The 12626-nt window shown below is 65.6% G+C and carries 10 protein-coding genes, 1 tRNA gene and 2 pseudogenes; 10 read left to right on the forward strand and 3 right to left on the reverse strand.

Annotation, left to right across the window (positions count from 1 at the left end):
• Positions 1-172 precede the first annotated feature (172 nt).
• The 7 genes and pseudogenes from IPG61_18785 (at position 173) to IPG61_18815 (ending at position 6067) form a co-directional block, all read left to right on the forward strand.
• On the forward strand, positions 173-733 hold the full coding sequence (locus IPG61_18785; protein ID MBK6736073.1) for a hypothetical protein: 561 nt from the start codon (positions 173-175) through the stop codon (positions 731-733).
• Between the two features lie 119 nt (positions 734-852).
• On the forward strand, positions 853-1770 hold the full coding sequence (locus tag IPG61_18790) for a PD40 domain-containing protein (protein ID MBK6736074.1): 918 nt from the start codon (positions 853-855) through the stop codon (positions 1768-1770).
• Positions 1771-1936: 166 nt separating this feature from the next.
• Entirely contained in the window at positions 1937-2767 is an 831-nt protein-coding gene (locus IPG61_18795; protein MBK6736075.1) for a hypothetical protein, read from the forward strand.
• A 60-nt stretch (positions 2768-2827) separates the two neighbouring features.
• Positions 2828-3775 (forward strand): hypothetical protein, encoded by a 948-nt coding sequence (locus tag IPG61_18800; GenBank protein MBK6736076.1) that lies wholly within the window; start codon positions 2828-2830, stop codon positions 3773-3775.
• 360 nt (positions 3776-4135) lie between these two features.
• Positions 4136-4528 (forward strand): hypothetical protein, encoded by a 393-nt coding sequence (locus IPG61_18805; GenBank protein ID MBK6736077.1) that lies wholly within the window; start codon positions 4136-4138, stop codon positions 4526-4528.
• 435 nt (positions 4529-4963) lie between these two features.
• Positions 4964-5563, forward strand: a pseudogene (locus tag IPG61_18810) (recombinase family protein).
• Positions 5564-5767: 204 nt separating this feature from the next.
• Positions 5768-6067: pseudogene (locus IPG61_18815) on the forward strand (recombinase zinc beta ribbon domain-containing protein).
• A gap of 525 nt (positions 6068-6592) precedes the next feature.
• Here the strand turns inward: IPG61_18815 and IPG61_18820 are convergent.
• A tRNA-Glu gene (locus IPG61_18820) sits at positions 6593-6667 on the reverse strand.
• A 102-nt stretch (positions 6668-6769) separates the two neighbouring features.
• Entirely contained in the window at positions 6770-8140 is a 1371-nt protein-coding gene (locus tag IPG61_18825; GenBank protein MBK6736078.1) for a dipeptidase, read from the reverse strand.
• A gap of 271 nt (positions 8141-8411) precedes the next feature.
• Between IPG61_18825 and IPG61_18830 the strand changes: the two genes are divergently transcribed.
• A complete protein-coding gene (locus IPG61_18830; GenBank protein ID MBK6736079.1) occupies positions 8412-8582 on the forward strand; it encodes a DUF1931 domain-containing protein in 171 nt (56 codons plus the stop codon).
• A gap of 314 nt (positions 8583-8896) precedes the next feature.
• Positions 8897-10471 (forward strand): YifB family Mg chelatase-like AAA ATPase, encoded by a 1575-nt coding sequence (locus IPG61_18835; GenBank protein ID MBK6736080.1) that lies wholly within the window; start codon positions 8897-8899, stop codon positions 10469-10471.
• Positions 10472-10560: 89 nt separating this feature from the next.
• Here the strand turns inward: IPG61_18835 and IPG61_18840 are convergent, their stop codons facing one another.
• Positions 10561-11511, reverse strand: a complete 951-nt coding sequence (locus IPG61_18840; protein ID MBK6736081.1) for a hypothetical protein — start codon at positions 11509-11511, stop codon at positions 10561-10563.
• Between the two features lie 411 nt (positions 11512-11922).
• Here IPG61_18840 and IPG61_18845 point away from each other — a divergent pair, with 411 nt between their 5' ends.
• Entirely contained in the window at positions 11923-12414 is a 492-nt protein-coding gene (locus tag IPG61_18845) for a hypothetical protein (protein MBK6736082.1), read from the forward strand.
• Positions 12415-12626 lie beyond the last annotated feature (212 nt).

Genomic DNA, 12626 nt, shown 5'->3' on the forward strand with positions numbered 1-12626 from the left:
TGCCCTGGCCGACATGACGGATTCAGCACCGACGTCGAAGTCGAGGTCTTCATCCTCGACGGCATTCCGACCGGCATCGGCAGCAGCCTTCGCGCGCCGCGGCTGTTTTCCTGTCGCCGTCGTATGCGCCCGTCGATGCGGCGATCACCTCCTACATCTCGACCCACGAGAGATGGGCCACGTACTGACCTGGCCTTTATCGACGGCCAGCCGGGCCGCTGGGACGCCTACGGCCCTGCGCGGGCTGGACCTCGCCGCCGCCGGCCCCGAAGCCTCGCATGCCTTCCGTGCCCGCGAGATCCTGGCCGAGGACCTGCGCTACCTGTTCGGCGGCGTGCTGGCGACCCGCGGCATCGGCCTGGAGAACCACACGCTGACGACGCCCGACCGCATCGAAGGGCTGCGCGAACTGCTGGCCGGCTACCTGGCCGGCGTGGAGCCCGTCGGCGTGGCGAGCAGCCAGGCCTTCCCGAACCCCTGCAACCCGCGCACGACGATCGAGATGACCCTGCCCGCGGGCTCTGCCGAAGTCGACGGCGCCGAAATCGCGATCTACGACATCCGCGGTCAGCTGGTGCGCAAGCTGCAGGGCGGTGCCTCGGCGAACGGGCGTGTGGCTGTCACCTGGGACGGAGCGGACGACTCCGGCCGGCTGGTGCCCTCGGGCCGCTACCTCTACGCGGTGCGCGCTGCGGCCGTCACCTCGCGCGGCTCGGTCACGCTGGTTCGCTGACGAAGAGCACGCTGAAGAAGAACCCGGCGTGGGCCGCACGGCCCCGCCGACCGGAAGAAGGGTGCGTCGCCGGGAAGGTCCCGGCGGTGCGATGGAACGGACGAAGGGAACAGGCTGACATGTCGAAGAGGACCTTCACGACGGCGACGATGATCTGCGGACTGGTGGCCCTGGCCGTACTTGCCGGATGCGGCGGCGGCTCCCAGGCTCCCGTGGCGCCGACGCCCGAGGCCATGATCAAGCAATTGACGGCGACCGACGCGGTCTATGAAGCCAACCCGATCTACGCACCCGACGGTTCGGCCATCCTTTTCGAGTCCGATGCCACGGGCAATCGCGAGATCTGGCTGCTGCCGACCAACGGTGCGGCGGCCCGTCAGTTGACCGACCACCCGGGGGAGGACACGGCTCCCTACTGGCTGCCCGACGGCAGCGGGTTCGTGTTCGAATCCACGCGCAGCGGCACGAAGTCCATCTGGCGCCTGGATCTAGCGCACGCGGGCAGCGCGCCTGTGCAGCTCACCGACGACGCCGGCGATGACGGCAGTCCGGCCGTGTCGCCGGACGGCGCGCTGGTGGTCTACGAGTCGAACCGCGGCGGCAACGGACAGGACCTGTGGCTGTCGCCGGTGGGTGGCGGCACGGCGGTGCGCCTGACGGTGAGCGTCGGCGGCAGTTACGATCGCACGGCCGACTGGTCCCCCGACGGCAACACGATCGTCTTCGAGTCGAACCGCAAGGACGGCATGTCGGCCCTGTTCATGGTGCCGGCGAAGGGCGGCGCCTTCACGCAGTTGACGCCGCTGGCCGGCTACGAAGGCCACCCGGCGTGGTCGCCTGACGGTCGGCGCGTGGCGTTCGAAAGCGGGCAGTCAGGCACCATGGAGGTCTGGTGCATCGACGTCGACGGCAACAACGCGCGTCAGCTGACGAGCGACGGAGGCTACTGGCCCCGCTGGAGCCCGAACGGCCGCAAGCTGGTGTACTGCAACTGGGGCGCGCTGGCGCCGAACCTGTGGGAGATCACGATCCAGTAGGGATTCGTGCGCGGCTGCGGCCAGCTATGGAGGGCGGAGTTGGGGGGCGGAGTTGGCATCCCTGGCTGGACTGGATCCGAACTTCGGAATGCCCCGCACTGGGCATCTTCAGCTAGACTCGCGGTGACACGGCCGGAAAGGCCGCCAACCGTGGGAGACAGGTGGAATGCAGCCGAAGTACCGCAAGCACATCATCCCCTCACTGCTGCACGGCCAGGACTTCGAGGAAGCCCTGGCCGCCTGCATTGAGCGGTTCGAGATCATCGAGACCTTGGAAACCCAGCTGGCCTACCCGGCGTGCGTGGTGGACTTCTACGGCGACCAGCTGCCGGCCATGCACGAGCTGGAGCGGTACGTCCGTAGCCCGTGGCACAATGTCCCGCTGCCGGTCCAGACTCCGCCGCCGATGGCGAATGTCGCCTGGGCACTGTTGGACTACCAAGACCGGGACGAGGAGATCCAGGACCTCCTGACAGGGGTGGCGGCAAGCTGCCCCGGCGTCTTGGTGCGACCAGACGAGGCCCCGGAGGTAGGCGAGGCCATCAAGAAGCTACTGGCCGAACGACACAAGCTCCTGGAGTTCGCGGCGGTAATCAACTTCCAGAAGCGCCTGGCGGTGCTGGAGATGGAAGCCCGGTGCGACCGGAACCAGGGGGCTATGGTCCGCCTTGCCCAGGTGGACAAGACGGCGATCTACGCGGGCTGGTTCAGGCAGGTCGTCATCCAGCGGCAGTACGCGGGAGACTGGGCGTTCTTCTCGAACCTCGGGAAGGCGCTGGCCAAGCCGGTCGTGAACGGGACCGCACGATGGCACAAGGCGGTCATCATCGCCGGCTACTTCTGGGACGAGTACTTTTGTCGGGATGAATGGCCGGTGAACCGCATCTTCAAGCTTTTCAAGGCTAAAGGCATTCTCGCAAGGCAGGACACGCTTGCTGCCTTCCGCTTCAGGCTCAACCGGGCCGGCCTCAAGAAGCCGCTGCACAATCGCAAGTAGAGCAAACGCCGAGAAGCCGATGCTCTAGTTTGGACACGTCCAAGGTCGTTGGTTCGCCCCATGAGCGCACGGGACGAACACCAACAGACCTGGGACGAGGAACAGCGCCGGCGCGTGTCTCGCTTCTTCGATCTGCTGCTTGAGGCCGAGAAGCAGGGCCATGCGACCGCTGACGAGCCGGCCCGCCGGAGCCCCGAGAGGGCCACCGGCGCGGCCGTTCTTTGTCTCCTCGCCCGGAAGGGTGAGAGGCCGATGGACCCTTCACTTGACCTAGATCTGCACAAGTGCAACAGCACCAGGGAGGCGGCGGGGAAACCAGGCGCCGAACCGGTCAAATACCGCCCGCCCTGCGGCAAGCGCTGCATTTCGCGTGTGGTGATCGTGGACGGGCGCGAAGTCCGGGAATACCGTCGAATACCCTGTAAAAAGTGGAGCTGCCCGTCGTGCGGCCCGAAAAAGGTCAAGATGTTCGCCTGGGCGGCGGGCGAGGCCGCTTCCAAGTGCGAGTTGCGTCGGCTGATGACGTTGACCCTGGATCCGCAGAAGGTGCCGGACGGAGTCAAGCCGATCAAGCACCTCAAGCAAGTCTGGCGGAAGTTCCGCGTTCCCATGACGCGGAAATTCGGGCGTTCGGTGCGCTTCCTGTGGGTTATCGAGCTGCACGAGAGCGGGATGCCGCACATGCACATCCTGATCGACGAATTCGTTCCCCAGCGTTGGCTATCGGCCACCTGGTCGCGCTATGGCGGCGGCCGGGTCGTGGACATTCGCTACGCGGGCGGCGACCTGAATAGGGTCGGGTGGTACTTGGCCAAGTACCTGTCCAAGGGGTTCAGGAATCGTCTGCCTGGGCGGGAGCGGCGCTATGGGACGTCAAAGAGTGTCAGGCTGCGGGAGAGACGAAAGGGGCACCAATGTGGGATCTATTACCGGTCGGACTCGACGTCATCCGTGCGGAGCGCAATGAGGTGGTTCTGGAATCTGGCTTTGACGAATTCGGAAACCTGATTCGATTTGTAGCGGAAAGGGACTTGAAGGATGATGGCGAAGGGGAATATGGTAAAATCCCCTTCGCTTTGGAGTACAGTCCTGATGTTTTTGGCGGAAGAGCAACGAGTGTTTCTCGCTAGAATCGGGACACGATTGACGTCGCGTCGGTGTCAATCATCCGGCCGGGAGAATTCGCATTGACCAGAGATTGGAGACGGCATGGGCTCAGTTCAATTGGTCAGATCTGCGTTGCCACAATTGATACGTTGGATCGAAGATGTAGCGGAGGAATATTCCACAATAGGCGAAGCCGTCAGCGCGTGCGCTTCATCGAGATTACACGAGTATTTTAGGCGGGATCTGCTGGAGAGCACAACGGTGATCTTCGTGCAAGACCTTCCGCTTCCTCCCGTAAAGGAATTGGGACTTCCAGAGAAATTCAAATTGAAGGGCCAATCTCTGGTAGGCATTACTTATGGTGCCCGCGTGTACGTGACTTCCCGAGCCGGATTGGACAGCCTGCTTTTTCATGAAATGGTACACGTGATCCAGTGGTCGGAGCTTGGTGCGGAGCGGTTCTTGTTGACCTATGCGTTCGGGCTAGATCGGACAGATCGGAACGAGTACTTCGACATTCCCTTGGAAAACATGGCATATTCTCTCCAGCGCGATTTCGACAATTGTGTCGCGTTGCCCGACCTGGAAACAAAGGTGCGCTTAATGTGTGCCGCAATTTGGGCTGAAGTCGAACAAGCGTTGCACAACGCGTGATTCGTGGCTTATGAACACGCGCAATGCCAGTACCTGTGAAAGATGGAGGTTGCAAGTGAGACTGCTCACCCATGCTCTCTTGGTTGTTATGTGCTTTTGCGCTTCCCAAGTTGCAGCCGCGAACGATCCATCCCTCCCGATGGCGGTTTTTGAGGGGACGGCGAGAGATTATGTCAAATACGCTACGCTGGACGACGCATCATCGGGTTCTATTGCGGGCGCAATGGCGTTTATGGGATACGTACAAGGCGTTGTGACCTCGATGCAGTTCATCATTAACTGGCCCGAAGATGGGTCGGCTTTTAAGAACGGATGGAGAAGCGTTTGTGAGACAGTTGCGCTCTACGTGATGGCCAATCGACATTCGAAAGACACCAGCACTGCTGGGGTAGTCATGGAAGCTCTTGGGGACAAGTATGGGATGAACCATGAAAAATACGGGAAGGTGCTGTGGACAATGCTCGCTCGCTGAGCTTGGACGGGTGCCAAGATTATCGCGTTGGTGGTGAAGTTCGATTCGAATGTGAACGATTGTGGCCTAGACGCAGCGTGGGCTCGGTGCAATGCCAGTACAGGAGACGAGTCGTGATTAGGGCTTTGAGTTACTTGCGAGTTTCGAGCAAAGAACAGAAACTTGAGGGCTTCTCTATTCCCGCCCAGCGCCAGTTGCTGCAAGACTACGCGCGGCACGCGGGGCTGACCGTGTCGGCCGAGTTCGAGGACATAGAAACGGCCAAGCAGTCGGGGCGCACCAATTTCAAAAACATGGTTGCTTACCTGCGGGCCAATCCGTCGTGCCGGCACCTCCTGGTCGAAAAGACCGACCGCCTCTACCGCAACATTCGCGATTGGGTGACCATCGATGAGCTGCCGCTCGTCGTCCACTTCGTCAAGGAAGGCGTCGTGCTGTCGCCGGAGTCTAGGTCGAACGAGAAGTTCATGCACGGGATCAAAGTCCTGATGGCCAAGAACTTCATCGACAACCTCTCGGAAGAGACCAGCAAGGGGATGCTCGAAAAGGCGCGGCAAGGGATGTACCCCAGCGCGGCGCCGCTCGGCTATCTCAACGGCGGAAAAGGGGCGTCGATCTGCCAGGACCCGGAACGGGCGCACCTGGTTCGGCTGATGTTCGAGCGTTACGTCCAGCTCGGGGTGACGGCCACGCAGGCAGTGCGGGACGTTAACGAGCGGGGACTGACCACCAAAAAGGGTCACCCTCTGTACATCTCGACGGCCGAGATGATGCTCAAGAACCCGATCTACGTCGGGGACTTCATGTGGAAGGGCGTCCGGTACGCGGGCCGTCACGAGCCGCTGGTTTCCCGCGAGCTGTTCGAGCGGGTCCAGATCAAGCTGGCCGGCGGGAACCGATCCCGCCCGACGCGCCACGAGTTTGCGTTCCGGGGGATGCTCAAGTGCGGCCATTGCGGGGCTGCCATCACGGCCGAGATCATCAAGGGCCGGTACGTCTACTATCGCTGCACCCGCAGGCGCGGCAGCTGTGCCGAGAAGGCCGTCCGCGAGGAAGATCTGGCCCGGCTCATGGGCGAGCCCCTGAAGCGGCTCAGGATGCCTCAGGAGTTGCTGGAGGACGTCCGGCAGGCGCTGCACGAGAGCCACGCCGACCAGCGGGCCTTCCAGGTGCAGGAGGCGTCACGGCTCACGGCTGAGATCCTCAAGAACGAGGGGAAGCTGGGCCGGGTCTACGAGGACAAGCTCGACGGGCTGATCACGAGCGAATTCTGGCAGGCCAAGCACAACGAGCTGACGGCCAGACTGTCGGAGCTGCGCCGCCGGCAGGCCGCGCTCGGCTCGGCACAGGGCGACTACCTGGTGACCGGGGAGAGAATCCTCGAACTCTCGCAAAATGCTTATTCCCTTTACCTTACGATGAACAACGAGCAAAAGTCAGAATTATTGAAAACGGTGTGTTCGAACCTCACCCTTCAAGGCAATCTTGTCTTCCCGGTGTTCCACCAACCCTTTGACCTGCTTATCGATGGGATCGCTGCGAGCGAGTCGCAGACAAAAGAAAAGCGGCCCGGAAGGGCCGCGAATACAGATTGGCATCCCCGACGGGGCTCGAACCCGTGTTGCCGCCGTGAAAGGGCGGTGTCCTAACCACTAGACGACGGGGACGCCTGATTCCGGAACCGCGTAAACTACCCTATCGCTCCCGAGATGTCAAACGAGGCCCCGGAACCGGCAAGGTTCCGGGGCCCCGTCGTTGAGGGCGGCCGTTCAGCGGGCAGCGGCCTCGACAAAGAGCAGGGCACTCGTGCGCGCGCCACGCCAGTAGTTATCCAGGTGGAACTTCTCGTTGGGGGAATGGGCGTTGTCGGTCGACAGGCCGTAGCCCAGCAGCAGCACCGGCGCCTTCAGGCAGTCCTGGAAGGTGCCCACGATGGGAATGCTGCCACCCTCTCGGATGAAGACCGGCTGTGCCCCGAAGCCGGCTTCCAGGGCGCGGATGCCTGCCTGCATCATCGGCGAATCGCGCGGCACCAGCACCGGGTTCGCGTTGTGCAGGTTTTCCACCTCGACGGTGACGCCGGGCGGCGCCAGTTGCCGCACCCAGTCGGCGAATGCCGCCGCGATCTTCGGCGGGTCCTGGTTCGGGACCAGGCGCATGGAGACCTTGGCCATGGCGTGCGCCGGGATGATGGTCTTGGCACCCTGCCCACCGTAGCCGCTGGTGATGCCGTTGACGTCGCAGGTGGGGCGGGCCCACATGCGTTCCAGCGTGGTGAAGCCCTCCTCGCCGGCGGGACCCGGGGCGCCGGTCTCGTCGCGCAGCACATCGTCGGTGTAGCCCAGCGCAGCGAAGGACCGACGCTCTTCGGCGTCGAGGTCGAGCACGGCGTCGTAGAAGCCGGGCACGGTGCAGCGCCCCTGGGCGTCCTTCAGCCCGGCGATGATCTGGGCCAGGGCATTGGCCGGGTTCTGCACGGTGCCGCCGTAACTGCCCGAGTGCAGGTCGCGTGACGGGCCCTTAACGCGGATCTCCATGTAGGCCAGGCCCTTCAGGCTGTAACAGATGCCGGGCGTGGTCTCGTTGTACAGCGCCGTGTCGGAGATGATCACCGCGTCACAGGCGAGCTTGGCCGCGTTGGCCTCCGTGTAGCGGGAGATGTGGTGGCCGCCGCATTCCTCCTCGCCCTCGATGATGAACTTCAGGTTGACCGGCAGCTCCGTGCCCGTGCGCACATAGGCTTCAAGCGCCTTGAAGTGCGCGTAGAACTGGCCCTTGTCGTCCGTGGAGCCGCGGGCATAGATGATCCCGTTCTCGATCCTGGGCTCGAACGGCGGCGTCTGCCACAGGTCGAGAGGGTCGACCGGCTGCACATCGTAGTGCCCGTACAGGAGCAGCGTGGGGCGGTCGGGCAGGGGCTTCGTGCGCGCGAAGACCAGCGGATGGCCGTCGCCTTCGACGATCTCGACTTCCAGGCCGAGTTCGCGCAGTTCGCTCGCGCAGAACTCGGCGGCGCGGCGGATATCGGGTGCGTGATCCGACTGCGAACTGATGCTGGGGATGCGCAACAGGTCGCACAGCTGGTCGACGTGCTTCTGCTGATGCGCCTGCAGGTAGGCGAGCACCGCGTCGAGGGCCATGGCGTTCTCCCGGTCCGGATGTGGCGCGCGGCGGGGTCTGGCGCGCCTAGTTCAGCGGTTCGTACGCCGCCAAACTACCCTTGACACGCCGGGGTGTCGAGGCGATTGTGACCGGGTCGGCCGGCTACGTCCCGTTGCCGGCGCCTGATTTCGAGGCTGTCCGCCGCCTCCGGTCCGCCCGTGGCCGTCATCGCCCGCGGGCGATCGCACCGGTCGCCGCGCGGCGTGGCGGCGTCATCCTCACGTCCCACAGTCCAAGGGAGGAACCCACATGGCTGAAATGATCATCAGCAAGACGAAGACGAAGGAAGCCGTCAAGGAGTGCAACGTGTCCGGCGAATTCTACGACGCCCTGGACGCCAAGGTGCGCGAGTTGATCGTGGCCGCCGAGAAGCGCGCCCTCGAGAACGGTCGCAAGACCGTTCGCCCCTGCGACCTGTAGTCGCGGGCGGAGCCAGTCGCGCTGCGGCGCGGACCAGCGATCCGACGGAAGATCGAGCCGAGACATTGCTGCGAACGGGGGCCTGGAAAGGTCCCCGTTCTGCTTTGCGGGGACACCCGTGACCGGGCTGTCGCTCCCGGGCGACGGTGCGGACGCATCGCGCGGCACGGCATCGGCCAGGCGTTGGCCGGGCTGTCGCCGTGCAGATGACACCCGGCAGCCGCGTTACCAGCGCCGATGGTGCTTCCGGTTCCGCCGCGCAACCTGGCCGGCGTGCTCCTTGCGGGCGCTGTCCGCAGCAGCAGGGAGGCGGCATGCCGGTACGGGTCAGGACGGGCGCGCTGGCGGGCATCGCGGGTTTGCCGGTCAGCGTCGAGGTGGTCATCAATCGCGGATTGCCCGGCTACCATCTGGTGGGACTGCCGGGAACGGAGGTGCGCGAGAGCCGTGAGCGTGTGCTCTCGGCGTTGCGTCACGGCGGTGTGCGCGTGCCCCCCGGCCGCATCACGGTGAACCTGGCGCCCGCGGGTGTGCGCAAGAGCGGGGCATCGTTCGACCTGGCGATCGCGCTAGGCATTGCCGCCGCGGTGGAGGGCTGGTCGGTCGAAGGTGCCGTGGCAGCGCGACTGCGGTCGGTCTTCCTGGGTGAACTCTCGCTGTTCGGCGAACTGCGGCCCGTGCGCGGCCTGCTCCCGGTGTTGCTGGATGTGGCGGGACGCGGGCGGCGCACGGCCATCGTCCCGGCGATGCAGCTCCGGGAGGCGGAACTCGTGCCCGGCCTGCAGGTAGTGGCGGCGCGGGACCTGGCGGAGGTCCTCGACTGGTGTCGGCGTGGCAGAGAACCGGAACGTCCGGTACCTGCCTGCCGGCAGGAGCCTCGCGACGGCGCCGGAGCGCCGGCGTCCGGCAGCGTCGCCGCCGCCGACGGGGGGCAGGCGGCTGCGGCCGCGGTCGCGGCCTGCGCTGAACTCGCTCGCCTGACAGGGCAGGAACTGGCGCGCAAGGCCGCGGTGGTGGCTGCCACCGGGCGCCACAACCTGCTCCTGGTGGGGCCGCCGGGCGCCGGCAAGACGCGGCTGGCGCGCCTGCTGGCCGACCTGCAGCCGCCCCTGGAACCCGACGAGGCGCTGACGGTGACCCGTATCCACAGCGCCGCCGGGCTGCTGGCGATGTCGGCCCTGGCGGGCCGCCGCCCATGCCGCGCGCCGCACCATACAGTCACCCAGGCCGGGCTGCTGGGCGGCGGGCCGGGCCTGCGTCCGGGCGAAGTGACGTTGGCCCACGGCGGCCTGTTGTTCCTCGACGAATTGGCTGAATTCCAGCCCGCCGTTCTCGATGTGCTGCGGCAACCGCTGCAGGAAGGCCATGTCACGGTGTCGCGCGGCACCGGACACCGACGCTTCCCGGCCGCGTTCCAGCTGGTGGCGGCCAGCAACCCCTGCCGCTGCGGCTACCACGGCAGCAGCGTGCGTACCTGCCGTTGCCCGCCGCGTGAACGGACACGCTACCTGGGCCGGCTCTCCGGACCACTGCTCGATCGTATCGACCTTTTCGCGGAGATGTCGGTGTGGCGTGGGGCCTTCAGTGCACCGGCGCCTGCGCCTGTCGGCGCCGGATGGCGTGAGGTTCCCACCTGGGAGGTCATGGTCGCAGCACGCAGGCGCCTCGTGGCCTGGTCGCGCGAGGCAGGTGCGCCGCAGGCGGCAGGGAACGGCGCCTTCATGGACGAGGCGCGCCGGGCGCTCGGGCTGTCACTGCGCGCCGTGGTCCGCTGCCAGGCCGTGGCGGCCACGGTGGCTGCCCTTGACGCGGCGGTCGTCGTGGAGGAATCGCACCTGCGCGAGGCGCTTGAGTTCCGGCGGGAATTGCTGATCGACCCGGCGGGATGATGCCGCCGACGGTCGCCGCCCCAAAGGAGAGCGGGCGACCCGTGGGCCGCCCGCTGACTCGATGCGTGGAAGTGCGCCGGTGCGCAGGTCTAGAACGAGCCCTGGAAGCCCAGCGACCAGACCAGGTAGCTGATGTCCTCGGCCGCGAAGGCAGTGATCTGGCGCTCGTCGAAGGCGCCACCTTCCAGCACGGGGTATTCCACGAGCGGCACCAGCGTGGTGCCCTCGTCGGTCTCGAGGAAATACTCCGCAGGCTTGAACTCGATCGAGTTCATGTGATACGTGGCCTCGAGGCGGATGCTGACATTGCGCTCAGCCAGCAGGCGCAGGCCGCCTCCGAACGCGATGTCGTTCGAGCCGGCGGCGCCCGCCGTGAAGTCCGAGTTCATGTCGTACCAGATCTTGCCAACCTGTCCCGTCAGGTACGGATGCCAGCGGCCCCCGCCGTCACCCGAGAAATTCAAGGGATAGATCAGCGCGTCCACGCCCGTCTGCAGCGTGATGAGCGAACGTGCCTCGGCGTCGAATTCGCCCAGCGCGGGATCTTCGTCGGGCACGGCGCCCGCTTCGTTCTTCCGCACGCGACGATTCTCGATCGTCGACGAGTACTCCGAAATCGACAGGCCGGCGAAGCCCTCGAGCGTCAGCCAGGGCTTCAGGTTGTAGCCCATGCGGATGACCGGGTTGAATGCCGTCTGGCCCTTGATCTTGACATCGCCCCAGTACGTCGACTCGGTCGTGTACTTGTAGATCATCTGCTCATGCTCAAGCAGCGTACTGGAAAGATTCATGAAACCGAGCGACATGCTCAGCTCAACTGTGCCGGGACGGATACCGGGCACCCAGACCTCCTGCTCCTCGTCCTCGACATCGAGGTCCTGGGCAGCGTTGGCCGATTCGTGCTGCAGCTTGAAGGTCTTGAGCGGGCGCGCCGTCGGCGCAGCCTCGGGGGCAGGCGCAGCTTCGGGGGCAGGTGTCGGCGCCTGTGCGTTGGCAGCCGGCGCCAGCGTGGCGCCGAGGGCCAGGATGCAAAGGGCCATCAGAATACTCTTCACCGACATGCAGGCTCCTGTGCGGGTCGTTGCCCGGGGACCGGCGGGGCAGGCAATCATGACGCCGCATCAATTTCAGGTGCGGGGCCTGAGGTGTCAACCCTAACGGCCCGGGATTGTCCGCCGGCGGGGTTGTCCTTACTACTGCACGTTCCTTCCCCGAGGAAAGTGCAGCAACGATGCAGGCCGGTCACGCTCCCAGATTCCTTCGTCCGTCCGGGTCCCGCGGCCTTCCCGCGTACCCTCGGGCGCGCCTCCTGGCGCCGTTGGTCGCGCTGGCCTGGCTGGCGATCGTCGTGCCGGCGGGCGCGGTGGTCACCTTTCCGGGCCCGATCACGGCCGCCTTGTCGCAGCCGTGCCTGTCGGTGCTTGCGATTCGGATGCCCGGCGAGACGACCGATGACCTGGTGGTCGGCATGGCCGGCGGGCAACCTGGCCCTGGCGCGCTTTTCCCCCGTCAGCAACGCGCTGGCGATCCGGCAGCTTCTGTTTCTCGGCGGCAGCCTGGTGCAGGTCCTCCCCTGGGAGGGGCGTCCCCTGGCCGATCGCGGGATCGTTGTCGCCGCCCGCGACCCCGACTGTGTGTACTTCCTGAGGCTTGCCGACAGCTATCCCTACCTGCAACTCGAGCAGACCGTCGACCTCGACGAGGACCCCGGTACGCTGGCCTGGTTCGGCAACATTGCCGGTGGCGAGGGTCAGCTTGCGGTCTCGCTGCCCGGAATGGACGCCATCGCCCAGCTGGCGGACGATGACGGCTGGCGGGTGCGGCGGACGATCACCGTGGGCGACACCCGTATTCCTGGCTGCAGCCCGATCTCGATGGCGACGGCCGGCCGGAGGTGGTGGCGGCGCAGCGTGGCCTGCTGTCTGGAAACTTGGCGGTGCTGACGGCCGCCGAAGACGGACCGGCCACGGTCCGCATCGTCGAGGCTCCGGGCCTGACTGCCGGCTTTGTCTGTGCGTGGGACGGTGATGGCGACGGGATCGCCGAGCTGGCGGTCGCCGATCGCCGGGCGCGCCGCGCAGGCCTGCTCCGGGTTGCCGGCGAGGGATTCGCGTCTGTCGGATGTAGAGATCAACCTGACCAGTGCCGGCACGTC

This window comes from bacterium (genome assembly GCA_016703265.1).
Classification (GTDB): Bacteria; Krumholzibacteriota; Krumholzibacteriia; order LZORAL124-64-63; family LZORAL124-64-63; genus CAINDZ01.

Excerpts from the sequence above, each read along its gene's own strand:
- IPG61_18800 (MBK6736076.1), top strand. The coding sequence starts at position 2,828 with ATGAGCGCACGGGACGAACACCAACAGACCTGGGACGAGGAACAGCGC.
- IPG61_18845 (MBK6736082.1), top strand. The coding sequence starts at position 11,923 with ATGACCTGGTGGTCGGCATGGCCGGCGGGCAACCTGGCCCTGGCGCGC.
- IPG61_18840 (MBK6736081.1), bottom strand. The coding sequence starts at position 11,511 with ATGGCCCTTTGCATCCTGGCCCTCGGCGCCACGCTGGCGCCGGCTGCC.
- IPG61_18830 (MBK6736079.1), top strand. The coding sequence starts at position 8,412 with ATGGCTGAAATGATCATCAGCAAGACGAAGACGAAGGAAGCCGTCAAG.
- IPG61_18795 (MBK6736075.1), top strand. The coding sequence starts at position 1,937 with ATGCAGCCGAAGTACCGCAAGCACATCATCCCCTCACTGCTGCACGGC.
- IPG61_18790 (MBK6736074.1), top strand. The coding sequence starts at position 853 with ATGTCGAAGAGGACCTTCACGACGGCGACGATGATCTGCGGACTGGTG.
- IPG61_18825 (MBK6736078.1), bottom strand. The coding sequence starts at position 8,140 with ATGGCCCTCGACGCGGTGCTCGCCTACCTGCAGGCGCATCAGCAGAAG.
- IPG61_18835 (MBK6736080.1), top strand. The coding sequence starts at position 8,897 with ATGCCGGTACGGGTCAGGACGGGCGCGCTGGCGGGCATCGCGGGTTTG.
- IPG61_18785 (MBK6736073.1), top strand. The coding sequence starts at position 173 with ATGGGCCACGTACTGACCTGGCCTTTATCGACGGCCAGCCGGGCCGCT.